Consider the following 23,901-nt stretch of genomic DNA (forward strand, 5'->3'; position numbering starts at 1 on the left):
GCGAGTATCATCAAACTTCGTCCCTGAGTTTATCCTCCAGATTGATAAACTCGTTGAACTCCGGGCTTCGCAGCGCCGGACTGTACAAAAATCCCTGCGCCTGATGGCAATCACAACCTGACAGGAACTCTTCCTGCTCACAGGTCTCCACCCCTTCCGCAGTCAGGGAAATATTCAAGGCTTTGGCCATAGCGATAATGGCACTGACAATCTCCTGGCTTTCTCTGCTGACAGTCAGATCTGAAATAAATGAGCGGTCAATTTTAATCTTGCTGATGGGAAACTGCTTGAGGTAACGCATCGAGCTATAGCCGGTACCAAAATCATCGATGGCCAAGCCTACGCCAAGTTCAGACAACTCTTTGCACATATTGGTCGCGTGGATCACATCTTCCATCAATTCGGTTTCAGTAATCTCAAGAATCAGGGTTCTGGGCTTTAATCGATAACGGGTAAGCAGTTGCCACACCTGCTCATACAGGTGACCACCAAAGAATTGCCGGGCAGATACGTTCACATGCATCGACAGATTGATATTATGGTGTTGCCATAAATTCAATTGCTTACAAGCAGCTTCCAATACCCAACTGCCAATATGGCCGATAAGCCCGCTCTGCTCAGCGACGTCGATAAAAGAGCCGGGATAGAGAACGCCCCGTTTAGGGTGATGCCAACGGATCAAAGCTTCAGCACCTATATATTGCTGGGTTTGCAGATCCCGCAGAGGCTGATAATAGAGTTCGAACTGGCGACCCCGAATCGCCACATGCAGCTCCCGCTCAATTTCAGAATCCTGGTGAAACGCACTGACCAGGGCACTATTAAATAGCTGAATATTGTTGCCCTGCTTTTTCTTGGCATATTGAACCGCAATATCCGCACCCGCAATGGGAGAAATAATATCTGCCACTTCGGCAATGTCGACCACTGCCAATGCTGGTTTGGGATCCACCTGCTCTCGTCCGATATGCAGTGGCGCCTTCAGTTGCTCATAGAGCTTTTCAATCCGCGCATCTTCGCCCAGCTGCTGTGATGGTGCCAACAACAGAGCAAACTCATCGCTGCCGACTCTGGCAATCTCAATTGCTTTATGAATATCGCCGAAGTGACGGATCCGCCTGGCCATCTCAATCAGCATGACATCGCCCTGATCATGACCATAGGTATCGTTGAAGCGTTTAAAGCCCACCAGATCAACCAATACCAACACCCCTTCCATAGTGCGTTCGAGTATCTGGATAAAATGGGTGCGGTTATAAAGACCGGTTAAGCCACAACACCAGGCCAGCCTTTCCAGCTCAGCCTGGTAAAGATGAGGTTGAGTGTTGTCTTCGCTGTGAACCAGCGCGTAGAGATTCCCTCTTTGGGTAACAAAGGGGGTTGCGTGATATTTGAGATAGTAGCGTTTACCATCGGGACGGGTCAGGGGCACCTCACCGCTGACCGGCTTGCCTTCCCGCAGCTGGGTGAGTAAGAGCTGCGCTTGCTCAGGGTATTGATTGAAAAAAGTCAGGTTACCTACACTGCCACCCTGCACCTTTTCCCGTGCAATACCCGACATTTTGCTGTGAGCCGGGTTGATATACTCGATGCGCTCTGAGTTCAGATTCACCAACATGGTGACATAATCGGACTGCTCAACAGCACTTTGGAACAGCGACAGTATCTCCTGCTGTTCATAGCCTTGCTGAGTTGCCAGGGTTAACGCCAGTTGATCGGCAATCTGGCAAGCGACATAGATTTCACTGTCATGCCATATACCTCTGGAATTTGCCCGCTCCAGACACAACACGCCTTCCAGCCGCCCATTGATTCGAATAGCCACATCCAGGGTGGACTTAACCCCCCTTCCACTTAGCCAGCAGGATTCTATCTCCCTGACTCTGGGATCTGACGCAGCGTCACTGGCATCTATGTAGCGGTTGGTTTTCAGGGTGTTGAGATAGGAAGGACATAGTGAGATGTCGACATCTCTGAGCTGGTAAACATCATCGTTGAGGGCAAAGCGCGACACCGCATATTGTCTGGTTAAATCCAGGTTATAGCGCCAGATACTGACACCATCCAGAACCAGATGTTGACACAGGAGCTCACTGATAAGCTCGGCTGTTTCACGAAAGTTTCCCTGCATTTTGGCAGGTGAGTTGACGATCGTTTCAACAAGATGTTGATGCTTTCGTTGTTTCACTAATGCCCCTGACGACCAACATCCATATTGTTGGCGATGACAATTATTATTATTTTTATATTTTATTCGGGCTCAGCTGAGCCCGAATATACAGTCAGCAGATTACAGGAAGTAAACCTGCCTCATCAAGTTGTTAACAATAAAAACTTGAAGCTACAACAAGGGGATCAGATGCTCAGTTGAAAAATCATCTTTTCCACGCTGACATCAAAGGTCAGCACCAGTTCGACACCATCAGCCTGTGGGTTGATAGCAAACTGAGTTTTGTCAAAACGGCTGACGGCACGCTGAGCCAGCGCTTCAGCCTGGGCGTGAGCATCGTCACCGGCAAAGTGAACTTTCAGCTCTGTATCATCGGCTTCGATAACCGCGCCAACATCTACGAAGCTGCCACAGTATGTGCAGGTATCGTTAATAGCGTCGGATTGTGCATCTCGGATGGCTTTCATCACTATATCTCCTGTGAAAAGCCGCATTATATGCCAGCGACCTCAGGCTCACCAAGGTGCTGATCTGATAAACCAGCTAATTTTCGACTGAAATTCCGCTGCATGGTCAATATATCAGCCAGAGTTAATGTTTCGGGCATCTCAGCCCTAGAGTCGTCCATCCTCAGCCGGGTGTGTAAGTCGGTATTATCCAGTACTTCGCTCATGGCGCTCTCCCTGCCACCGCGGATAACCAGCGCCTCCGGCACCAATGCCTGATGCAGCTGAAAACTTCGGGCCCCTTCCGTCAGAAAGTGGCGGCTGTTATCTACTATATAGTCGGTAGAGAGATCTGCAGTAAGAGGTTGAGACTCAGGTAACTCAAATTCCAGCTTGAGTTTCGCCTCGAGTGGCGTGTCCTGGCTGAGGGTGAATTGAGCCATATCCCTGGCATCATTGGATAGCATGGCCAATAGTAAGCCAAACTCACCCCGGCGATTGAACTCTATCGCCCGGTTAAGCGTATCTCCCAATTGAAGCTCATTGATTAAAACTGGCTCAACGCGCATAAAAAAACATCACAAAAACAACTCGTTGTTACTTAATCGACCGGTCGAGCCCGAACTTTAGAAGATTTTTGCGTTTTAGGCTTTACATGCAAATCCAGAATGAATAATATTGCCGCCGCTGATGAGGAGGGGTTCCCGAGTGGCCAAAGGGATCAGACTGTAAATCTGACGGCTCCGCCTTCGAAGGTTCGAATCCTTCTCCCTCCACCACTTCAGCAACAACAATTTGAAAGTACGCGATTGAATTCGTGGAGGGGTTCCCGAGTGGCCAAAGGGATCAGACTGTAAATCTGACGGCTCCGCCTTCGAAGGTTCGAATCCTTCTCCCTCCACCACTTTCAATTCAAGTACATTCGCCATGATGGAGGGGTTCCCGAGTGGCCAAAGGGATCAGACTGTAAATCTGACGGCTCCGCCTTCGAAGGTTCGAATCCTTCTCCCTCCACCATCTTCTTTGTTGTAAAACTGGCTGTAAAAATCTCCAAATGTGGAGGGGTTCCCGAGTGGCCAAAGGGATCAGACTGTAAATCTGACGGCTCCGCCTTCGAAGGTTCGAATCCTTCTCCCTCCACCATCTTCTTTGATGTAAAAATGGCTTTAATAATCTCCAAAATGTGGAGGGGTTCCCGAGTGGCCAAAGGGATCAGACTGTAAATCTGACGGCTCCGCCTTCGAAGGTTCGAATCCTTCTCCCTCCACCATCTTCTTTGCTGTTCATTGCTTAATCTTTCGCACGTTAATCCCTGTTTTTCTGCAGACGAATTCTCTATCATCTTTGGTTATGAATAATAAATAAACCTTATGACTATGAATTCTTCCTGGGTCAGCCAGGCTATCGAGAAAATCGAAGCCGACTTCCAACGCAGTGCCGACACTCATCTGATAAAACTGGATATTCCCGCACTGTCTGGTGTCGACATCTACCTTAAAGATGAAAGCACCCACCCTACCGGCAGCCTGAAACATCGTCTTGCCCGATCTCTTTTCCTTTATGCCCTGTGTAACGGTTGGATTAAGGAAGGCACCACGGTTATTGAATCTTCTTCCGGCAGTACTGCCGTCTCAGAAGCCTATTTTGCCAAGTTGCTGGGCCTGCCATTTATTGCAGTAATGCCAAGCTCCACCGCCAAAAAGAAGATTCAACAGATTGAATTTTATGGTGGGCAATGCCACTTCGTTGACCACTCTAGCCAGATTTACGCAGAGTCAGAGCGTCTGGCAAAAGAACTGAATGGCCACTATCTCGATCAGTTCACCTATGCCGAGCGCGCGACCGACTGGCGCGGCAACAACAATATTGCCAACTCAATCTTCAGCCAGATGGAGCGTGAGCCTCATCCGACACCACACTGGGTAGTCATGAGCCCGGGTACAGGTGGCACATCAGCAACCATTGGCCGTTATATCCGCTATCAGCGACTGCCGAGTAAACTGTGCGTAGTAGACCCTGAAAATTCCGTGTTTTACGACTTTTACAACACAGGGAATGCCAATATCAGCTGCGAAAAAGGCAGCCGCATTGAAGGTATTGGTCGCCCGCGGGTAGAGCCATCCTTTATCCCTGGTGTAGTGGACAGAATGATCAAAATCCCTGATGCCGCCTCCATCGCCACCATCAACTGGCTGGAGACGCTGATTGGGCGTAAGACTGGTGCGTCAACCGGTACCAACCTGTTTGGCGCCCTGATGCTGGCAGCGGAAATGCAGCAGGCAGGTCAGTCAGGCTCCATCGTGACCCTGATCTGCGATTCAGGTGAAAGATATCTGGATACCTACTATAACCCTGACTGGATAGCAGCGAACATCGGCTGTTATCAGCACTATTCAGGACTGTTGAATCAATTCTCCGAAACCGGTGAACTGACACTGCCAGAGTGCTGAACAAGAGTACTTGATATAAAAAACGCCTCGCTTTTCAGTGAGGCGTTTTTTATTCAACAGTACAATCAGTCAATATTCAGATACTTGTGGGTCTGTACCGATAAGCGCCAATTGCGGGCAATACAGGTTGCCATAGCCAGCTCAGTCGCTCTTGGCTTCTGACTGATGGGCTGCAAACAGATGGTTTTGCCAGTTGTGTCTACCTCAGCCAATAGTGCATCCAGCTCATCGATGTGCTTTTGTGTTGCTATCGGGTGCTTAATCTCATTGGCTCTGTTCAGTGCCTGAGGCAATACCGCCAGCCCACCTTTCATATTGACCTTGGGCGACACCGTCACCCAGGTGTTACTGCTGCAAACAACATCAAAGGTGCCACTGGTTTCAATCTGACATTGGTATCCGGCAGCTTCCAGCTCAGTCGTCATATCTGTCAGGTCATGCATGCAGGGCTCACCACCTGTGATCACCACATGTTTGGCGCTGAAGCCTTTATCGTTAAAAGCCTGAATCAGCTCCGCTGCGGATAACATGGCCCAACGCCCCTGCTCTCCATCGACCTGAATCACATCCGCTTTGGCAACCTTGTTGGTGTCCAGTAATTCCCAGGTATGTTGGGTGTCACACCAGGGACAACCAACCGGACATCCCTGCAACCGCACAAACAGCGCTGGCACTCCGGTATAAACACCTTCACCCTGTATGGTTTCAAAAACTTCATTGACCGGATATTGCATAGCAGAGTGTTCCTGTTTAAACCCTATTGTAATGGCGGGGAGTTATAGAGGATTTTGCAGCGCTTCGCAAGCTGATGGATTTGCATCACTGACGACCCGAGCTACAATGTGCGCTTTTATTGTTAAGGACTTATCTCCATGTCAAAAGCAGTTGTGGTATTCAGTGGTGGCCAGGACTCAACTACATGCCTTATTCAGGCTATGAAGCAGTATGACGAAGTCCACGCCATCACCTTTGACTATGGTCAGCGCCACAGCGGCGAAATTCAGGTCGCTGAACAACTGGCAAAAGATCTGGGTATTGCCAGTCACAAGGTACTGGATGTGGGACTACTGAATGAGCTGGCGATCAGTGCTCTCACCCGGGACAACATCCCTGTCTCCCATGAGCTGATGGATAATGGCTTGCCCAATACCTTTGTACCCGGCCGTAATATTCTGTTCCTTACCCTGGCCGGCATTTATGCGTACCAGCTGGGCGCAGAGGCGGTTATTACCGGAGTATGTGAAACCGATTTCTCCGGTTATCCGGATTGCCGTAATGACTTTATTAAAGCCATGGAGTCTGCGCTGGTTCAGGGAATGGACAGACAGCTGAATCTGGTTACACCATTGATGTGGCTGAATAAGGCAGAAACCTGGGCACTGGCGGACAAGTTTGACAGTCTTGAGCTGGTTAAAAACCAAACCCTGACCTGCTACAACGGCATTAAGGGTGATGGCTGTGGTGATTGCCCAGCCTGCCATCTACGCCGCAATGGATTGGAAGAGTATCTGAATAACAAAGCTCAGGTGATGAAGTCATTGGATGACAAATGCAGCAAAAACTAGCCAGTTGGTTTAATTCTCCCATGGGAGCAGCTTTGCTGCTCTCTTTACTATGTCCTCTACTCTACTTTCTTGGTCTGGATAACGAGCTGGCTTTTCGCCGTTCCCAAATCGGGGATGGTCAGTGGTTCCGGTTGATGACCGGTAACTTGCTGCATACCAATCATTGGCACTTGCTGATGAACCTCGCCGGGCTCTGGGTCATCATCTCACTGTTTAAGTGGCCATTCCGTCTGCCGGGCTTTAGCCTGCTGCTATTGGCACTGTTTGCCACCGAAGGTCTGGGACTGTACTGGTTTGTTCCCGCTATGATGGGCTATGTGGGTCTAAGTGGTGTGCTGCACGGCCTGTTTGCCTTTGGCGCCTGTAATGAGTTGCTTAACGGCGTCCGTTTCGGTTGGGTACTGATAATCGGCGTCATCGCCAAGGTCAGTTATGAAATGGTCAGCGGTGGCAGTACTGAGCTGGCGTCACTGATAGATGCCAAAGTCGCGGTAGAGTCTCACCTTGTGGGCATGCTAGCCGGTATTATCTGTGCGCTGCTGTGGCAGTGGTTGTCCAAACGTCCGGGTTCAAATCACTGACATCCCCGTCAAAGGGGCGTTTGCCCCTACTCCCAGGTTAATCTGAAAATTCACATCTCTTACTCTACTTTCCGGGGGTATTAAACTCCCTAAAGGCAGAATATGCTGGCAAAGTCAGTCAACTCCGGGAGTGATTATGGAAGAAAGACGCAAACAGGGGATTATTGCCCTGCTGAAAGGCATAGAAACCGGCGAGCCAGAATCGGTTGCCGTGGTCAATGAGCAGCAATACATCCAACACAATCCGCTGACCCGGGAAGGCGATGTGGGTCTTGCAGAACTCTTTGCCCGCCTGGCTAAAACCAACCCCAGAGTCTCAATTATCAGAATATTTGCCGATGGCGATTTCATTTTTGCCCACACAGAATATGACTTCAGCAGCGAGAAGATCTGTTTCGAGGTCTTTCGCTTTGACGGTGATCAGGCGGTGGAGCACTGGGATAATCTGCAGCTAAAGCAACCTGCAAACCTATCCGGACATACCATGACTGATGGTGAAACCCGAGTGCTGGACAAACACCTGACGGAAGCCAACCGCCAACATGTTTCAGACTTTATCCAAACAGTCATGATCAACAGGCAGTTCAACCAGCTCAGCAGTTTTATCGCCCCTGCAGAGTATATTGAGCACAACCCGCAACTCGAAGATAACCTCAGCGTACTTGAGACCCATTTAGCCCGACAAAGCGACAAAGGTGACGCCCTGACTGAATACCGGCAGTTACACCGTACATTTGCTGAAGGCAACTTTGTGCTGACCCAATGTGAAGGTCAAAAGCTGGGATACGCCACTGCGTTTTACGATCTGTTTCGTCTGGACAACGGCAAGATAGTGGAGCACTGGGATACAACGGAAACCATACCGCCACGCAGTGATTGGGTGAATCAGAATGGCAAGTTCTGAGTAGCAGGAAACAAAGGAAGAAATAGATGGAAGAAGAGATAATCCTTGGTGATTTCCACATCCTGACCCGCCCCCATGAAGTCAGGATGTCACATTGGATCTACGCCCCTGTCGTCACTCACAGGCAAAACGGCCGTCTCTTACTGGATCTGTCACTCAGCCAATGGGACTTTATCGAGGCCCGCGAAAACTCGGGTAAGTTAGTGTTGTATTTGCAGCCTTATGGCCAAAACCAACACCCAAACCGGGTTGAGCTGTTACTATGCCCGGATACCGACACTATTATATTAAATGGTCAAAGGTTTCCCGCTTCATCAGCCCGTGAAGCACTGCATAGGGTCTGTTGACCTTTCATGGAGGAAAAATGCCAAGATTAACCAACAAAGTCGCCCTGATTACCGGTGCCGCCCGGGGGATTGGCCAGGCTACGGCTGAACTGTTTGTGCAGGAAGGCGCGGAAGTGATCATTACCGATATCAATGACCAACAGGGGGCAGAGTTAGCCGGCAGACTGGGTCACCTCGCCAGCTATATCCATTTGGACGTCAGCGATGAGAGCCATTGGCAAAAGGTTGCCCAACAGATACTGGATCAGTTTGGTCGCCTGGACATTCTGGTCAATAACGCCGGTATTACGGGTTTTCTTGAAACACCTGGGCCCCATGACCCGGAACACCTGGATTTGGACAGTTGGCACAAGGTCCACAGCACCAACTTGAATGGGGTGACGCTCGGCTGTAAGTACGGTATCAGCATGATGAAGTCTTCAACTGCGGCGAGTATTGTGAATATCTCCTCCCGCTCCGGCATGGTCGGTATACCCGGTGCGGCAGCCTATGCATCAAGCAAGGCTGCCGTGCGCAACCACAGTAAAACAGTCGCCCTTTACTGCGCCCAACAAGGTTATCCCATCCGCTGTAACTCAATTCATCCGGGAGCCATATTGACTCCCATGTGGGACGCCATGCTGGGAGACGGAGAAGCAAGGGAAAACGCCATTAACGCTGTGGCTGCCGATGTGCCGCTGCAAACCATGGGAGAGCCACTGGATGTGGCCTACGCCGCACTCTATCTTGCCAGTGATGAGTCCAAATATGTGACTGGTACTGAGTTAACCATAGATGGCGGCATTTTGGCGGGCTCAGCCGCAGCACCGGCCAAGAGCTGAAACCGAAATGAAAAGGCTTGTACCAGACAGGGAAGATTGAAGTCTTAGATGAACTCACAACTGACAGACGCAGCAAAGCAAAATGATCTCGACGGAGTCATTCAGGCATTGAAGCAAAAAGCTGATCCTGATATCAGGGATAGATCTGGGCTGGCTGCTATACACTACGCATGCCAGCATCAAAACCCACAGATACTTCGCCTGTTACTCCAGGCCGGCGCGGACCCAAACCTGCAAACATCTGACGGGCACAGCCCGCAGGAGCTTACCCTATGGCATGGCGAAGTCAGTATGGGGGTACAAAGCCAAACCAGCCAGAAGATGCTCAAGCTACTCAAGCTCCGCAGTTAAACGCCATAATCCACTGGTAAAGCTTGCCGTGATGGGAACTTGAGATGATAAAAAAGCGACCACCCAGGTCGCTTTTTTATTAGTGCGGCATCATGCTTTAATCATCATCTCCCGCATCTGGCTGACCTGATCCCGCAGAGCTGCGGCCTCTTCAAACTCCAGATTGCGGGCATGCTCATGCATCTGTTTTTCAAGCCTGTCAATCTCATGGCTGAGATCAGCCGCATCACGTACCTGATAATCTCCTTTCGGCTCAGCAACTCTCGCTGTTCGACTGTCACTGCCACGACGGGAAGAGCGCTTGTCGCTGTCACCAACATCCATAACGTCAGTGATCTTTTTCACCACGCCTTTGGGGACAATGCCATTAGCAAGGTTAAACTCGTGCTGTTTGGTACGTCGCCGTTCAGTTTCTCCCATGGCACGGGCCATAGAATCTGTAATACGGTCAGCATACAGAATAACTTTGCCATTCACGTTTCGGGCGGCACGACCTATGGTCTGGATCAGAGAACGCTCTGAGCGCAAAAAGCCCTCTTTGTCAGCATCCAGCACGCAGACCAAAGAGACTTCCGGCATATCCAGACCTTCCCTCAACAGGTTAATGCCCACCAGTACGTCGAACATGCCAAGGCGTAGATCCCGGATGATCTCAACCCGCTCGACGGTATCGATATCTGAGTGCAGATAGCGTACCCGTACACCATGTTCATCGAGGTATTCAGTCAGATCTTCCGCCATCCGCTTGGTCAGCGTGGTCACCAATACCCTTTCGTTGACGGCGGTACGTTTGCCGATTTCAGACAGCAGATCGTCCACCTGAGTCGCCACCGGACGCACTTCGATCTCAGGATCCAACAGTCCTGTAGGCCTGACCACCTGCTCGGCGATCTCACCATCACTCTTGTCCAGCTCATAGGGTCCCGGCGTTGCCGATACGAATACAGTCTGCGGGATCAGAGACTCAAACTCTTCAAACTTGAGCGGTCTGTTATCCAGTGCAGAGGGCAAACGGAATCCATATTCCACCAGAGTTTCTTTCCGTGATCTGTCACCTTTATACATGGCACCAATCTGAGGCACGGTATTATGAGACTCGTCTATCACCAGCAGGCCGTCAGCCGGAAGGTAGTCAAGCAGAGTCGGAGGTCCTTCACCCTCGGCCCGGCCCGACAGGTAACGGGAGTAGTTTTCAATCCCAGAGCAGTAACCCAACTCTGTCATCATCTCCAGATCATACTGCACCCGTTCGGTGATCCGCTGAGCTTCAATCAGCTTGTTATTGTCCAGCAGTTGCTGCTTGCGAACCTTGAGCTCCTCTTTTATATAGTCAGTCGCTTCAAGGATCTTCTCTCTGGGCGTCACATAGTGAGTCTTGGGGTAAACAGTGGTTCTTGCCAGCTTGCGGGTCATCTGCCCTGTCAGCGGATCAAACTCGCTCAGGCGCTCAATCTCATCATCAAACAGTTCAACGCGGATCGCATCGCGATCAGAGTCCGCAGGGAAGATATCTATTACCTCCCCCCTGACCCTGAAGGTACCACGCTGCAGGTCCATATCATTGCGGGTGTACTGGAGTTCGCTGAGGCGCTTGAGGATATCCCTTTGCCCCATAAAGTCGCCCTGACGCAGATGCAACAGCATCTTCATATAAGAGTCAGGGTCACCCAGACCATAGATAGCAGACACTGAGGCAACCAAGACGACATCTTTGCGCTCAAGCAAGGCCTTGGTGGCCGACAGTCGCATCTGCTCAATATGGGCATTGACCGATGCATCTTTCTCAATAAAGGTATTCGACGCGGGCACATAAGCTTCAGGCTGGTAATAGTCGTAGTAGGAAACGAAGTATTCCACCGCATTATTGGGAAAGAACTCCTTCATTTCGCCATAGAGCTGGGCCGCCAGGGTTTTGTTGGGCGCCATTATAATGGTCGGACGTCCCAGGGTGGCGATCACATTGGCAATAGTGAAGGTTTTCCCCGAGCCCGTTACCCCGAGTAGTGTTTGTCTCGCCAGACCGGACTCAATCCCGTCAACCAGTTGTTCAATGGCTTTGGGTTGATCCCCGGCAGGAGTATAGTTGGATTGCAAATCAAAGACGGTTTTTGACACTGGCACTATTCCTTTTGGTTAGAGCTCTAGTGTACTCAAGCCTTCCTGCCAGCTCCAGTGACACAAGCTGTTGTGTCACCGATTAAAAATCGTGCCCAATAGCTGTTGAAAGTTTTCGACAGCTGTAATTCCCCCTTCTGTGCGAAAAACTGGACGCCAGCACCCAGCCTGTCGGCAATTTAATACACAAGCATGAGTCAATTGTGACATCAGTCGGTAACACTTGCTCAAAATCAGTACGATTGCCGACTTGATTTTCTTATCTGTCTGAAAAATAGCCAGTTTCCAAAACTCATCAAAAGTCGTACATTTTGTAGCAAATGCCCATTGGGGCTGGGATACAGCCGAGTATGATCAGTGTGCTCACAGGCTTATCCACAGAAACAGTGGATAACTGAAGCCAGCCCTTAGTTGATGCGGGATTCAGGCTTGTGGATTTGTAAGGCCTTTCATCTCCACATTGTGAAAGTTTATTACATTTGAAACTCAGCTCAGGCGAATTTCAATATAATCAGCCACTACCATTCTCTATGTCTGTGGGTATAGCCAAGGACAAGCACAAAGGCCTGAACACGCGAACAGGCCTATTACCTTTGCTTTTTATCTATCGCCATTTGTCAAAAGGGCGCATTTATTCAACAAGTTGCCTGCAAACAAAGCGGCCGTGCACATTAGATGAGCACTTGATGCAATAAAACCGATTTTTTTAGGGTAGCGAGTTGACTCATATGACTGAGCGATTTACTATGCGCTCCGTTCTCAGCGAGACGCTGTTGAAAACGATTCCCCCGTAGTTCAGTCGGTAGAACGGCGGACTGTTAATCCGTATGTCACTGGTTCAAGTCCAGTCGGGGGAGCCAATTTTCAACGTAAAGTATGTTCCCCTGTAGTTCAGTCGGTAGAACGGCGGACTGTTAATCCGTATGTCACTGGTTCAAGTCCAGTCAGGGGAGCCAAGCTGAGTTCAGCGCTTTGCGCATAGTAAGTAACGAAATTCCCCCGTAGTTCAGTCGGTAGAACGGCGGACTGTTAATCCGTATGTCACTGGTTCAAGTCCAGTCGGGGGAGCCAATTTCGATACAGTGTAATTCCCCTGTAGTTCAGTCGGTAGAACGGCGGACTGTTAATCCGTATGTCACTGGTTCAAGTCCAGTCAGGGGAGCCACACACTTTATCGCGCTTTTGATGCAATTCCCCTGTAGTTCAGTCGGTAGAACGGCGGACTGTTAATCCGTATGTCACTGGTTCAAGTCCAGTCAGGGGAGCCACATCAAAACAGACAATTCCCCCGTAGTTCAGTCGGTAGAACGGCGGACTGTTAATCCGTATGTCACTGGTTCAAGTCCAGTCGGGGGAGCCACTTACTTCGCAATGCCATATTATTGATGCAATTCCCCTGTAGTTCAGTCGGTAGAACGGCGGACTGTTAATCCGTATGTCACTGGTTCAAGTCCAGTCAGGGGAGCCACATCAAACCATCGATTCCCCCGTAGTTCAGTCGGTAGAACGGCGGACTGTTAATCCGTATGTCACTGGTTCAAGTCCAGTCGGGGGAGCCACTCTAAAAAGCGTTAACATCAATTCCCCTGTAGTTCAGTCGGTAGAACGGCGGACTGTTAATCCGTATGTCACTGGTTCAAGTCCAGTCAGGGGAGCCAACGCTTAATCTTCATTATTTATCCCCTTCCCGTCTAAGCAATTTATCGTTAGCCAAACTCCCCATAAGATCTATCGATAAAGCTCTATCACCACATTCAACGTTACCCCACTATCAAGACTGAAAAAGGGCTTGGAAAAACTTGGCCCACTGATTGCCTTTAGTAAAACCATGTTACTTAAGCTGGGCTATTAAATTTTTTCTTAGCCTCACACTCAGCTTCAGGTTACAATTTCCACTCTCCCGATAAAGACTTGCAGTATTGACGCTTTAAAAAGTGTTCAACAATCGCTGTCAGTGCAGTGTCGAGCGCCATCTCCAGCTGTTAATTTTCTCAGGCGTCCAACTAACTCAGCCTTCGCTCGCAAAAGGTCATCAATGACCAAGCATCTGCATCGCAGTAAAACATTCTGGCTTTATTCCGGGAAACGTAAAAAAATAAGGCATTTAATCCAAATGGGCGTCATACTCATAAAGGGAAACCTTTAGCGCAGTTGACTATTTAAAACTGCTCCGTTGATGGACTACTAAGGAAGACGGTGGAAAGGAATATGGGAATCAGAGTCCCCTTTCATCTTGTACTTTTTGCAACCTTTGCTGGTTTAACGGCTGTTGAATACCAACAGAGTAAAACCAGCTATGATGAGTTGTCTGCAACCCAGTTGCGCCATTATCAAACAGAACTGAAAAGATATGGAGATACCTCTTCAGGCGAAACTCTGTACCAGCAAGTATCAAAAGATGTCTCTTTCAACTTTTTTCAGTACATCAGCGCTGAAGACAGCAGATTCAATTTTACTCATGGGACGTTGAACGCTAACCCCCACCCGGTGCTTGATCTGTTGTTCCCCATCAATAACAAGCAAAAACAAGCCTTTGGTAATGCGACTCTGCAGGTTGTACTGAGCCGGCCCGAGCAAACCGAACAACTTCTAGCAGCACTGCAACGCACAGGCCTGATCTATCTGGGTGGATATCTGATACTGCTGATCTCTTTTATGATGTTCGTATCGGGTGTCAAAAGGCGTGTTCGTTACGCAGCCCAATATATTTCGCAGATCCCTAATCTTAATTACGCCTTGGTTGCCAGCTCAAAATTAGGGGGAATATTTAAACCTGTTTCAAATGCGCTGGAAAACTGTCGTAAAGATCTTAGAAAGACAATGGAAGAGTTTGCCGTGGAAAACGACCAGCTACAAAAGGTCGCGTTTCATGACTATCTGACAGGCTTTGGCACGCCACAGAAATTCTCGGCCAAACTGGACAATATTTATAAAGACCAGCGCCCACGTCTCGGTGTTATCGCTCAAATCAAAGCAACTGAGCTGTCATCAATTAATCAGGATAAAGGTCGTGAGGCCGGTGATGATTATCTGTTGCATATCGCCAATATCATCAGGGCCACACTCAAAAACATGCCAGAGGCAGAGTGTTTTCGCATAAATTCCGGAGACTTTGCTATCTACATTCCAGACCTTGCCATTGCTCAGGCAGAGGCCGTTCTGGGTCTGCTGAAGGTTGAATTCAATTCTATCCAGTCCAAGTATGTGACTGACAGTATTGCTTACACCGGAGTGGTTCCCTGTCAGTCGGGGGCGGAGCCTTCTACAATTCTTAACCATTTGGATACCGCTATCACCATAGCACTGACTCAATCCCCAAATTCTGTCTACATCATGGAGAAAGCTCCGGATGACATTAATGCAGGGGAACATCAGTGGCAGACCATTATCAATGCAATGGTCGACAATAAAACCATAGAGTTTTTCCAGCAGCCGATCCAACCCAGCAGAAATGGTGCTGAGGGATATACTGAGTTACTGGCACGTTTTTATAATCACGCGGGTAATGCACTGCCAACTCAAACAGTACTGGCGATGGCCAAACGCTACGAGATGAGTGACCGCCTCGATAAAGCCATTATCTCCACTGTACTGGAGATCCTGGCGAGCTCGTCCAACCTGACGGGTCAGTATGGTATCAATATCAGTGGGGACAGCATCACCAACAACGAGTTTCTGCTGTGGATGAAGAATATTTTACTTAACAAGCGTGCTCTGGCATCCCGCCTGGTATTTGAGGTATCGGAAAACAGTATGCAGTCCAACCTGCTTGCTGCTTCGCGTTTCGTAAAACTCTGCCATGCGCTGGGTGCAAAAGTTTCGGTTGAGCAATTCGGTCATGGATTTACATCATTCAAGTTCTTCCGGGAAGTATTGCCTGACTACATCAAGTTAGATGGTAGCTACAGTCACCGAATCGACCAGGACGGTAATAACCGATTCTATGTTCGTACCCTTGTTGATATTTCAAGGCGTGCCGGCATTCAGGTGGTGGCAACCGCTATCGAGCGCCAGGAAGAAAAAATTGAACTGGAAAAGCTACTTGTTGACGGTATGCAGGGATTCTACATCTCTCGTCCTCAGGAACTGCAAGTGAATCGCAAAGTTGGCTGAAAGGCGTTCCATTAGATTTCCCCCTTGTCACGACAAACTGGTCAGTGACACCATGATGCCCCAGGTTTGGGGCATTATCTGAACAAAAATAAATCAACACCCAGTAACCCTGCTTTTCCCATGTTGTTTATGCCCTTCAAAAGGCCGATAATATTGCCAAGCCCAGACTAAACATATGATGAGATGAGCGAATATCTACTGTTGTTGATCAGTACCGTACTGGTCAACAATTTCGTATTGGTCAAATTTCTTGGCCTCTGCCCCTTTATGGGGGTATCCAGCAAACTGGAATCAGCCATCGGCATGTCGATGGCCACTACTTTTGTACTGACCCTGGCATCCATACTCAGCTATCTGGTCAACGTTTTCCTGTTGGCTCCCTTTGAATTGGATTACCTCAGAACCATGGCCTTTATTTTGGTTATCGCCGTGGTAGTGCAGTTTACTGAGATGCTGGTACAAAAGACCAGTGCGACTCTGCACCGTGCTCTGGGTATCTATCTGCCTTTGATCACCACCAACTGTGCCGTATTGGGCGTTGCCTTGCTCAATATCAATGAAGACCACAACTTTATGCAGTCGGCCATTTATGGATTCGGCGCGGCTGTGGGCTTCTCTCTGGTACTGGTTCTCTTTTCTGCCATGCGTGAACGCCTGGCTGCAGCCGATGTACCTGCGCCGTTCAAAGGCGGTGCCATCGCCATGATCACTGCCGGCCTGATGTCCCTGGCATTTATGGGCTTTACAGGATTGGTAAAATAGTAATGACCACCATTATCACAGCTGTCGTGCTGCTGACTCTGTTGGCACTGGTCTTCGGTGTCATTCTGGGATTCGCAGCGCAGAAATTTAAAGTCGAAGGCAACCCCATTGTTGACCAACTGGAGGCCACCCTGCCCCAGACCCAATGTGGCCAATGCGGTTACCCTGGCTGCCGTCCTTATGCAGAAGCCATTTCCAATGGTGAAAAAATCAATCGCTGCCCTCCCGGCGGTACTGCCACCATGGAAAAACTGGCGGAACTGATGGGTGTCGACCCTGAGCCCGTTGCAGCCGTTGAAGAAGAGCCTGTCAAAAAGGTCGCCGTTATCCGCGAGGAAGAGTGTATTGGTTGTACCAAGTGCATTCAGGCGTGCCCTGTAGATGCCATTCTTGGCTCCGGCAAAATGATGCATACCGTCATTGCCGCAGATTGCACAGGTTGCGATCTGTGTGTCGAACCCTGTCCGGTGGACTGTATTGACATGGTGCCCGTACAAACTGATCTCAGAAACTGGGATTGGAAGCTAAAAGGTCTGGAAACTATTCCGGTGAAGTTTGTGGAAGAGGAAAAGTCGTGCTGACAAATTTGGAACAACTGGACAATGGCGTAGTGTGGCGCATTCCCGGCGGCATCCATCCTCCCGAGCAAAAACACCTGTCAAACCAGACGGCCATCGGCACCTTGCCGTTGGACGAATACTATTATGTGCCCGTTCCCCAGGTGGGAGAGCAGGCTTCCATGGCTGTTGCTGTTGGCGATCATGTCTTAAAAGGCCAGCCTCTAACCCATGGTCTTAACCAGCATCATCTGCCGGTCCATGCCCCTACTTCCGGGGTAATCAAAGCGATTGAACCCCGCCCAAGCAACCATGCGTCCGGATTGCCGGTTAATACCTGTGTAATACAAGCAGATGGAAAAGACAGCTGGGTAGACCTGCAAAGCGCCTCACTGGAGACGCTGTCCAACGATGATATCGTTGCCCGGGTTCAAGCCGCCGGTGTCGCAGGCATGGGGGGCGCCGCGTTCCCAAGCCATATCAAATTGTCCCCCGCCAGTGATATCGAGCTGGTCATCATCAATGCCGTTGAGTGTGAGCCTTATATCACCTCTGATGACCGCCTGATGCGCGAACATGCGGATAAGATCATCTCGGGCATGGAGATCATCCATCAGGTTCTGACCCCCCAACGCATAATTGTGGGTATTGAAGACAACAAGCCAGAGGCTGCAGACGCCCTGCGTAAAGCGTTAAGTGCCAGCAAACTGCCTGCTGGCGTCGCCCGGGTAACAGTGGTTCCAACAAAATATCCATCCGGCGGTGAAAAGCAGCTAATTCAATTGCTGACAGGTAAAGAGGTGCCTTCCGGCGCGATTCCGGCTCAACTGGGTATTCTGGTTCACAACGTAGGAACCTGCGCAGCTATCAGCGATGCAGTACTGCAGGGCAAACCCCTCATTGAACGTGTCGTCACCGTGACCGGGGGCAATGTCGCCCAACCCGGTAACTATTGGATGCCAATAGGTACCCGGGTTGACCATGTGCTGAAATGCTGTGGCTTTAACCCTGAAGCCGATCAAAAGGTCATTATCGGTGGTCCTATGATGGGCTACACCCTGCCTCTGATTCAGGTTCCTGTTATTAAAGGCACAAACTGTGTGCTGGTGCCCTCATCCGCGGAAATGTCGGTGGATGCGAAGGAGCTTTCCTGCATTCGCTGTACTGAGTGTGCTCAGGCCTGCCCTGCCAGTCTGCTGCCCCAACAACTCTATTGGCACTCTAAGTCTGGAGACTATGACAAAGCGTCAGACTATAACCTGCGTGACTGTATAGAGTGCGGCTGTTGTAGCTATGTCTGCCCAAGCGATATTCCTTTGGTGGAATATTTCCGGGTAGCCAAGTCCGCGATTCGCAACGCCAATGAAGAGAAGTTGAAATCTGAGCGTGCCAAACAAAAGTTTGAAGCCAAACAGGCACGTTTGGAAGAGGAAAAGCGCCAACGTGAAGCCAAGGCAAAAGAAGCTGCAGAACGACGCCAGTCCAATATGTCCGGTGGCGACAAAGACGCCATCGCTGCAGCACTCGCCCGGGTTCAGGCCAAGAAAGCGGTCAGTGCAGCGACTCCGGAAGCAGGCGCAGACCGTAAAGATAAGGTCGCTGATGCCGTGGCCAGAGCCAAAGCCCGTAAGGCTGCGCAAGCAGCCCAGAGTGATAGCCCAGCCCCTGAGCAAAACCAGGCTAACGACGCCCAAAAGGACAAAGTTGCTGCCGCTATCGCCCGTGCCAAAGCCAGGAAAGCCGCGATGCAGTCAGATAATGAGGCCGAAGTTGATACGAATCAAACCTCCGCAGCCTCAAGCCAGAAAGACAAGGTAGCAGCAGCGATTGCCAGAGCCAAAGCCAAGAAGGAGGCTCTTAAGCAAGCCCTACAAGCAGAGGCTCCAACCGACTCAGACAATAAATCGGCAGATGAGGCAGCAGACACCTTAGAGCCCAAGGCTGACGACAGGCAGGCAAGAATTGCCGCAGCCGTTGCCCGAGCCAAGGCGAAGAAGGCTGCAGCTAAAGATGCCGGAGTAAACGACCCGAAAGGCCAGATACCCGAGCAGAACAGTGTTGACTCAATTGCTCAGTCTGACCCAGGTGAGCTCTCTGCCGAGGAAGCCAAAAAAGCCAGAGTCGCTGCAGCCGTTGCCAAAGCCAAAGCAAAGAAAGCGGCTCAGCAAGCGGGTGATAGCAAAAGCACTGTTGAGGATACTCAGGCAGAAAGCGCTGAGCCAAAGCCAGAGGTGGAACTGACCGCCGAAGAGGCCAAAAAAGCCAGAGTTGCCGCAGCTATTGCCAAAGCCAAAGCAAAGAAAGCAGCCCAGCAAGCTGGTGAGGGCCAAGGCAGTGATGCTCATATGCAGAAACAGCCAGCTGATGTTAACTCTGCTGAGCCTGATTCGAATTCAGAGCCCGCTGACGTGAAGCCAGAAGCGGAGCCTTCTGCCGAAGAGGCTAAAAAAGCCAGGGTTGCTGCGGCAATCGCCAAAGCCAAGGCTAAAAAAGCGGCCCGGCAAGACGGTGAGGCTCAACGCCCGGATAATGCAGCTCCGTTGAATGATGAAAGGTCTGAGGCAATGTCGCCTGATACAGATCAGAGTGAACAGGCACCAGCACAGTCTGCTGAAGAGATTAAAAAGGCCCGTATTGCTGCAGCGATCGCCAAGGCCAAAGCCAAGAAAGCGGCAAAAGATGCCGAAGATAAGGAATAACAGATGGCGTTTAAAATAACCTCATCACCCCATGTCACCAAAAACAGTCAAACCGCAACAGTCATGCAGCGGGTTATCCTGTGCGCCCTGCCGGGGCTTGTGGTGCAGTGCGTTTACTTTGGTTGGGGCAGCCTGATTCAGGTATTGCTGGCTATCGCCGTAGCACTGGTAGCTGAAGCCGCTGTGATGAAACTGCGAAAGCGAGCCGTTGGTGTCGCCCTTGGGGATTACAGCGCCGTACTGACCGCGTTACTGCTGGGTATCGCCATTCCGCCTCTGGCTCCATGGTGGGTAATTGTTATCGGTACCCTGTTTGCCATTGTAGTGGTGAAGCACCTGTATGGTGGCCTGGGTAATAACCTGTTTAATCCAGCCATGGCTGCATATGTACTTCTGCTGATCGCCTATCCGGTACAAATGACCACCTGGGTTGCACCGGCTCCGGCGGCGCAATACAGTCCGGACCTGCTGGCCAGTATCAGCCAGATTTTCCTGCCTGGCTCTGGTGATATTAACCTGTTCCGTCTCGGCATTGATGGCACCACTATGGCCACGCCACTGGACACCATGAAAACCGGCCTGTCCATGGGGCTGACCAGCACAGAAGTACTGGCAAAGCCGCTATTTGATGAAGGTCTGAGTATTGGTTGGTTCTGGGTGAATATGGCCTATCTGGCCGGTGGTCTGGTGATGCTTAAGCTTGGCGCCATCCGCTGGCAAATAAGTACTGGTATGCTGGCCGCCCTGTTCATCTGTTCAGGTATTGGTTTCATGATGAACCCTGATACCCACGGTTCACCTGTGTTCCACCTGTTTTCCGGCGCCACCATGCTGGCAGCCTTTTTCATTGCCACGGACCCTGTCACAGCAGCCACCAGTAACCGCGGACGCCTGATATTCGGCGCGTTAATCGGTGTACTGGTTTATGTTATCCGTCAATACGGCGGTTATCCGGATGCGGTCGCCTTTGCCGTATTGCTGGCTAACCTGTGTGCTCCACTGATTGACTATTATGTGCGCCCCCGCACCTATGGCCACAGATCCGGCAACTGAGATTACGGAGTAACAAGTGAAAAAATCCATGATTAAAAACGGTTTGCTGCTGGCCTTATTTGCCCTGCTGTGTACCGCATTGGTTGCTGTGGTGAACGACCTGACCCGTGATCAGATTAAGGCCCAGGAACAGCAGCAATTACTACAGGTTCTGGGACAGATTATTCCCACCAGTATTCATGACAATGTACTGACCGATAACTGCACCCTGCTCAATGATGCAGAGGCTCTGGGAACAGAAGAGGATATGCCCGCTTTTATTGCCACCAAAGATGGCAAGCCGGTTGCTATCGCGATTGAAACCATAGCACCTGATGGTTACAGCGGCGCAATTAAGCTGATTGTAGGTATCAACAGCAAAGGTGAAGTATTGGGCGTACGTACTTTGAGCCACCAGGAAACACCTGGGCTGGGTGACAAGATTGAGCTGAAAAAGTCCAACTGGGTGCTTGGCTTTAACCATAAAACCATTGAGAGTGCCAATGACAAGCAGTGGGGCGTTAAAAAAGATGGCGGCGGGTTTGACCAGTTCACCGGTGCCACAATCACCCCAAGAGCCTATGTCAAAGCGGTGAAAAACACCCTGCTGTATTTCAATGCTAATAAACAACAGATTTTCAGTCAGCCGCTGACCTGTGGAGTATCCCATGAGTAATTACAGAGAGATCGCCTGGCAGGGACTTTGGAAAAACAACCCGGGGCTGGTGCAATTGCTGGGCCTTTGTCCCTTGCTGGCCGTCACGGCCACAGTCACCAACGCTCTGGGGTTGGGCGTCGCTACCATGTTGGTGCTCATCTTCTCCAATATTCTGGTCTCTTTGGTGCGTGATTTTGTCCCCAAAGAGATCCGCATCCCTGTGTTTGTGATGATCATTGCCGCACTGGTGACTACGGTTCAGTTGCTGATCAATGCCTACGCCTATGGCCTGTACCTGTCGCTGGGCATCTTTTTGCCTTTGATTGTGACCAACTGTGTCATCATTGGTCGCGCAGAAGCCTTTGCGTCCCGTAATACGCCGGCCAAGGCCGCTTTTGATGGCTTGATGATGGGCCTGGGCTTTACCGCCGTCCTGGTGGTACTGGGTGCTGTCAGAGAGATCCTGAGTCAGGGTACCCTGTTCGCCGGAGCAGATCAGTTGCTGGGCAGCTGGGCTGCTAATATGACCATACAGATATGGCATGTGGATACTTCATTCCTGTTGGCAATGTTGCCACCTGGAGCCTTCCTCGCGATGGGATTTTTGATTGCATTGAAAAATGTTATCGACACAAAATTACAAGAAAAACAACCAACAGCTGAGCAGCAGGAAATTGCTCGCGCCAGAATCACCAAGGTGAACTGATGAATGCAGAAAAGAGACGCCAGATACTGGAACGTTTAAGGGAAAACAATCCACATCCGGAGACAGAGCTGAACTTCTCCAGCCCGTTTGAACTCTTGGTTGCCGTGACCCTGTCGGCTCAGGCAACCGATGTCAGCGTGAACAAGGCGACTGACAAGCTATTCCCTGTGGCCAATACGCCTCAGGCAATCTGGGATCTCGGTGTGGATGGTCTCAAGGAGTACATTAAGACGATAGGTCTGTTCAACTCCAAGGCGGAAAACGTTAATAAGCTTTGTCGCATCCTGTTGGATAAACACGAGGGCGAAGTGCCGGAAAGCCGTGAAGCTTTGGAGGCTCTACCCGGAGTGGGCCGTAAAACCGCCAATGTTGTGCTCAATACCGCCTTTGGCTGGCCAACGATTGCCGTAGACACTCATATTTTCCGGGTTTCAAATCGTACCAAATTTGCCATGGGCAAAGATGTGGTGGCGGTAGAGCAGAAGCTGGAAAAGGTGGTTCCCAAAGAGTTTAAGGTGGATGTTCACCACTGGCTTATCCTCCATGGACGCTATACCTGTCTGGCCCGCAAGCCCCGCTGTGGCAGCTGTATGATTGAGGATTTGTGTGAGTTCAAAGACAAGGTCTACCCGGAAGAGTAATGCGGTATTCCTGAATTCATCATCCGGTCGCGCAGGCCTGGGCAATAAAGTCATTGAGATATTCAATCTTTTGCTCACCTGTGCGAACCCCGACAAATATCTGCTTGGCAATCCCCTGCTCACCGAACCGCAGGCTTTTAATCGCCATGGAGTTTGAATACTCCTCCACCAGCCATCCCGGCAGCGCACATACTCCCCGACCGGCTGCGACCATCTGCAGCATGATTTCCGTAGTCTCAATAACTTTATGTTTCCTGACCGAGCATTTGGCCGGACTGAGAAACTGGCTGAAGATATCCAGACGCTGTGGCTCAACCGGATAACTGAACAGCACCTGATCTGCCAGTTGCTCAGGTAATACATGCTCTGCCGCTGCCAACGGATGTGAAGCGGACACCACCAGCCTGTGTTCATAGTCAAACACGGGAATATATTCGATTCGGGTGTGATACAGGGGGTCAGGCGTGATCAGCAGATCGATATCGTAACTCAGCAGTGCGCCCAATGCCCCAAACTGAAACTTCTGTCTGACATCAATATCTATCTCAGGCCAATTATCCAGATAAGGCGCAATAACTTTAAGTAACCACTGATAACAGGGGTGGCACTCCATCCCTATTCTCAGTGAGCCCATTTCCCCTTTGGCAATCTGGCTGAGCAATAACTCAGTATGAGAGAACTGTGGCAACACCCGATTGGCCAACGCCAGAATACGCTCACCCGCTGCCGTCAAACGCAAATTGCGCCCCTCTTTTTGCCATATTTCGGTCGACAGCATACCTTCCAGCTTTTTGATGCTGTGACTCAAAGCAGATTGAGACAAACAGAGCGCCGCTGCCGCTTTGGTCAGCGTGCCATGCTCCTTAATCGCCGTCAGTATTTCCAAATGAATTCGCTCTAACATCCCTGACTCCTGCACTCCACCTCAATCCATGAGCAACATTCATAAGTTGATGCAAACATATCATTGTTTTTCATCAATC

The 23,901-nt window shown here is 50.2% G+C and carries 21 protein-coding genes and 14 tRNA genes; 29 read left to right on the forward strand and 6 right to left on the reverse strand.

Translation table 11 applies throughout. The annotated features are described in order from the left end of the window. Window positions 1-10 precede the first annotated feature (10 nt). The 3 genes from L2725_RS09915 to L2725_RS09925 form a co-directional block, all read right to left on the reverse strand. Window positions 11-2,188 carry a putative bifunctional diguanylate cyclase/phosphodiesterase gene (locus L2725_RS09915; RefSeq protein ID WP_249248826.1) on the reverse strand — a complete coding sequence of 726 codons (2,178 nt, stop codon included), beginning with the start codon at window positions 2,186-2,188 and terminating at the stop codon, window positions 11-13. A 167-nt stretch (window positions 2,189-2,355) separates the two neighbouring features. Further along, the gene (locus tag L2725_RS09920; protein ID WP_249248827.1) at window positions 2,356-2,637 is read right to left on the reverse strand and encodes a DUF406 family protein; all 282 of its coding nucleotides are present in this window, start codon (window positions 2,635-2,637) and stop codon (window positions 2,356-2,358) included. 26 nt (window positions 2,638-2,663) lie between these two features. Continuing rightward, the gene (locus tag L2725_RS09925; protein ID WP_283164266.1) at window positions 2,664-3,185 is read right to left on the reverse strand and encodes a VC2046/SO_2500 family protein; all 522 of its coding nucleotides are present in this window, start codon (window positions 3,183-3,185) and stop codon (window positions 2,664-2,666) included. 125 nt (window positions 3,186-3,310) lie between these two features. Here L2725_RS09925 and L2725_RS09930 point away from each other — a divergent pair. The 6 genes from L2725_RS09930 to L2725_RS09955 all read left to right on the forward strand — a co-directional run bounded on the left by L2725_RS09930 (window position 3,311) and on the right by L2725_RS09955 (window position 5,066). Beyond that, window positions 3,311-3,395 (forward strand) — tRNA-Tyr (locus tag L2725_RS09930). A gap of 40 nt (window positions 3,396-3,435) precedes the next feature. Then, window positions 3,436-3,520: transfer RNA gene (locus L2725_RS09935), tRNA-Tyr, on the forward strand. A gap of 28 nt (window positions 3,521-3,548) precedes the next feature. After that, a tRNA-Tyr gene (locus L2725_RS09940) sits at window positions 3,549-3,633 on the forward strand. A gap of 41 nt (window positions 3,634-3,674) precedes the next feature. After that, window positions 3,675-3,759 (forward strand) — tRNA-Tyr (locus L2725_RS09945). Between the two features lie 42 nt (window positions 3,760-3,801). Further along, window positions 3,802-3,886 (forward strand) — tRNA-Tyr (locus L2725_RS09950). A 106-nt stretch (window positions 3,887-3,992) separates the two neighbouring features. Further along, window positions 3,993-5,066, forward strand: a complete 1,074-nt coding sequence (locus L2725_RS09955; RefSeq protein ID WP_248936381.1) for a PLP-dependent cysteine synthase family protein — start codon at window positions 3,993-3,995, stop codon at window positions 5,064-5,066. Window positions 5,067-5,131: 65 nt separating this feature from the next. On the opposite strand, the gene queE is transcribed toward L2725_RS09955, so the two are convergent. Further along, on the reverse strand, window positions 5,132-5,800 hold the full coding sequence (gene queE / locus L2725_RS09960) for a 7-carboxy-7-deazaguanine synthase QueE (RefSeq protein WP_249248829.1): 669 nt from the start codon (window positions 5,798-5,800) through the stop codon (window positions 5,132-5,134). A 138-nt stretch (window positions 5,801-5,938) separates the two neighbouring features. On the opposite strand from queE, the gene queC reads away from it, so the two are divergent. From queC to L2725_RS09990, 6 genes are all read left to right on the forward strand, one after another. Beyond that, window positions 5,939-6,631: a 7-cyano-7-deazaguanine synthase QueC gene (queC, locus tag L2725_RS09965; RefSeq protein ID WP_115138476.1), complete on the forward strand. Its 693-nt coding sequence runs from the start codon at window positions 5,939-5,941 to the stop codon at window positions 6,629-6,631. Then, entirely contained in the window at window positions 6,616-7,212 is a 597-nt protein-coding gene (rrtA, locus tag L2725_RS09970) for a rhombosortase (RefSeq protein WP_249248830.1), read from the forward strand. The genes queC and rrtA overlap by 16 nt, the downstream gene beginning before the upstream one ends. 136 nt (window positions 7,213-7,348) lie before the next feature. Next, window positions 7,349-8,116 carry a nuclear transport factor 2 family protein gene (locus tag L2725_RS09975; RefSeq protein ID WP_249248831.1) on the forward strand — a complete coding sequence of 256 codons (768 nt, stop codon included), beginning with the start codon at window positions 7,349-7,351 and terminating at the stop codon, window positions 8,114-8,116. 26 nt (window positions 8,117-8,142) lie between these two features. Next, complete coding sequence (locus tag L2725_RS09980; RefSeq protein WP_249248832.1) at window positions 8,143-8,463, forward strand: hypothetical protein; 321 nt, start codon at window positions 8,143-8,145, stop codon at window positions 8,461-8,463. A gap of 17 nt (window positions 8,464-8,480) precedes the next feature. Beyond that, window positions 8,481-9,284 carry a glucose 1-dehydrogenase gene (locus tag L2725_RS09985; RefSeq protein WP_249248833.1) on the forward strand — a complete coding sequence of 268 codons (804 nt, stop codon included), beginning with the start codon at window positions 8,481-8,483 and terminating at the stop codon, window positions 9,282-9,284. A gap of 48 nt (window positions 9,285-9,332) precedes the next feature. Next, on the forward strand, window positions 9,333-9,635 hold the full coding sequence (locus L2725_RS09990) for an ankyrin repeat domain-containing protein (protein WP_249248834.1): 303 nt from the start codon (window positions 9,333-9,335) through the stop codon (window positions 9,633-9,635). Between the two features lie 90 nt (window positions 9,636-9,725). Here the strand turns inward: L2725_RS09990 and uvrB are convergent, their stop codons facing one another. After that, entirely contained in the window at window positions 9,726-11,750 is a 2,025-nt protein-coding gene (gene uvrB, locus L2725_RS09995; RefSeq protein ID WP_249248835.1) for an excinuclease ABC subunit UvrB, read from the reverse strand. Between the two features lie 784 nt (window positions 11,751-12,534). Here uvrB and L2725_RS10000 point away from each other — a divergent pair. The 17 genes from L2725_RS10000 to nth all read left to right on the forward strand — a co-directional run bounded on the left by L2725_RS10000 (window position 12,535) and on the right by nth (window position 22,918). Beyond that, window positions 12,535-12,610: transfer RNA gene (locus L2725_RS10000), tRNA-Asn, on the forward strand. Between the two features lie 20 nt (window positions 12,611-12,630). After that, a tRNA-Asn gene (locus tag L2725_RS10005) sits at window positions 12,631-12,706 on the forward strand. Between the two features lie 39 nt (window positions 12,707-12,745). Continuing rightward, window positions 12,746-12,821, forward strand: a tRNA-Asn gene (locus L2725_RS10010). Window positions 12,822-12,839: 18 nt separating this feature from the next. Continuing rightward, window positions 12,840-12,915 (forward strand) — tRNA-Asn (locus L2725_RS10015). Between the two features lie 27 nt (window positions 12,916-12,942). After that, window positions 12,943-13,018, forward strand: a tRNA-Asn gene (locus L2725_RS10020). A gap of 16 nt (window positions 13,019-13,034) precedes the next feature. Further along, window positions 13,035-13,110 (forward strand) — tRNA-Asn (locus tag L2725_RS10025). A gap of 32 nt (window positions 13,111-13,142) precedes the next feature. Continuing rightward, a tRNA-Asn gene (locus tag L2725_RS10030) sits at window positions 13,143-13,218 on the forward strand. A 15-nt stretch (window positions 13,219-13,233) separates the two neighbouring features. After that, a tRNA-Asn gene (locus L2725_RS10035) sits at window positions 13,234-13,309 on the forward strand. A gap of 23 nt (window positions 13,310-13,332) precedes the next feature. After that, window positions 13,333-13,408: transfer RNA gene (locus L2725_RS10040), tRNA-Asn, on the forward strand. Window positions 13,409-13,958: 550 nt separating this feature from the next. Further along, on the forward strand, window positions 13,959-15,863 hold the full coding sequence (locus tag L2725_RS10045; protein WP_249248836.1) for an EAL domain-containing protein: 1,905 nt from the start codon (window positions 13,959-13,961) through the stop codon (window positions 15,861-15,863). A gap of 183 nt (window positions 15,864-16,046) precedes the next feature. Then, window positions 16,047-16,625 (forward strand): electron transport complex subunit RsxA, encoded by a 579-nt coding sequence (gene rsxA, locus L2725_RS10050; protein ID WP_115138468.1) that lies wholly within the window; start codon window positions 16,047-16,049, stop codon window positions 16,623-16,625. Window positions 16,626-16,627: 2 nt separating this feature from the next. Then, window positions 16,628-17,206 (forward strand): electron transport complex subunit RsxB, encoded by a 579-nt coding sequence (gene rsxB / locus L2725_RS10055; protein ID WP_115138467.1) that lies wholly within the window; start codon window positions 16,628-16,630, stop codon window positions 17,204-17,206. Next, on the forward strand, window positions 17,200-19,881 hold the full coding sequence (rsxC, locus tag L2725_RS10060; RefSeq protein ID WP_249248837.1) for an electron transport complex subunit RsxC: 2,682 nt from the start codon (window positions 17,200-17,202) through the stop codon (window positions 19,879-19,881). The genes rsxB and rsxC overlap by 7 nt, the downstream gene beginning before the upstream one ends. Window positions 19,882-19,884: 3 nt before the next feature. Next, the gene (gene rsxD / locus L2725_RS10065; RefSeq protein WP_249248838.1) at window positions 19,885-20,934 is read left to right on the forward strand and encodes an electron transport complex subunit RsxD; all 1,050 of its coding nucleotides are present in this window, start codon (window positions 19,885-19,887) and stop codon (window positions 20,932-20,934) included. A gap of 16 nt (window positions 20,935-20,950) precedes the next feature. Further along, a complete protein-coding gene (gene rsxG / locus L2725_RS10070; protein ID WP_249248839.1) occupies window positions 20,951-21,589 on the forward strand; it encodes an electron transport complex subunit RsxG in 639 nt (212 codons plus the stop codon). Continuing rightward, complete coding sequence (locus L2725_RS10075; protein WP_249248840.1) at window positions 21,582-22,277, forward strand: electron transport complex subunit E; 696 nt, start codon at window positions 21,582-21,584, stop codon at window positions 22,275-22,277. The genes rsxG and L2725_RS10075 overlap by 8 nt, the downstream gene beginning before the upstream one ends. Further along, window positions 22,277-22,918 carry an endonuclease III gene (gene nth / locus L2725_RS10080; RefSeq protein WP_115138463.1) on the forward strand — a complete coding sequence of 214 codons (642 nt, stop codon included), beginning with the start codon at window positions 22,277-22,279 and terminating at the stop codon, window positions 22,916-22,918. The genes L2725_RS10075 and nth overlap by 1 nt, the downstream gene beginning before the upstream one ends. Before the next feature lie 19 nt (window positions 22,919-22,937). Here the strand turns inward: nth and L2725_RS10085 are convergent, their stop codons facing one another. Then, window positions 22,938-23,822, reverse strand: a complete 885-nt coding sequence (locus L2725_RS10085; protein WP_249248841.1) for a LysR family transcriptional regulator — start codon at window positions 23,820-23,822, stop codon at window positions 22,938-22,940. Window positions 23,823-23,901: the final 79 nt, after the last annotated feature.

The organism is Shewanella corallii (assembly GCF_023349125.1).
Classification (GTDB): Bacteria; Pseudomonadota; Gammaproteobacteria; order Enterobacterales; family Shewanellaceae; genus Shewanella; species Shewanella corallii.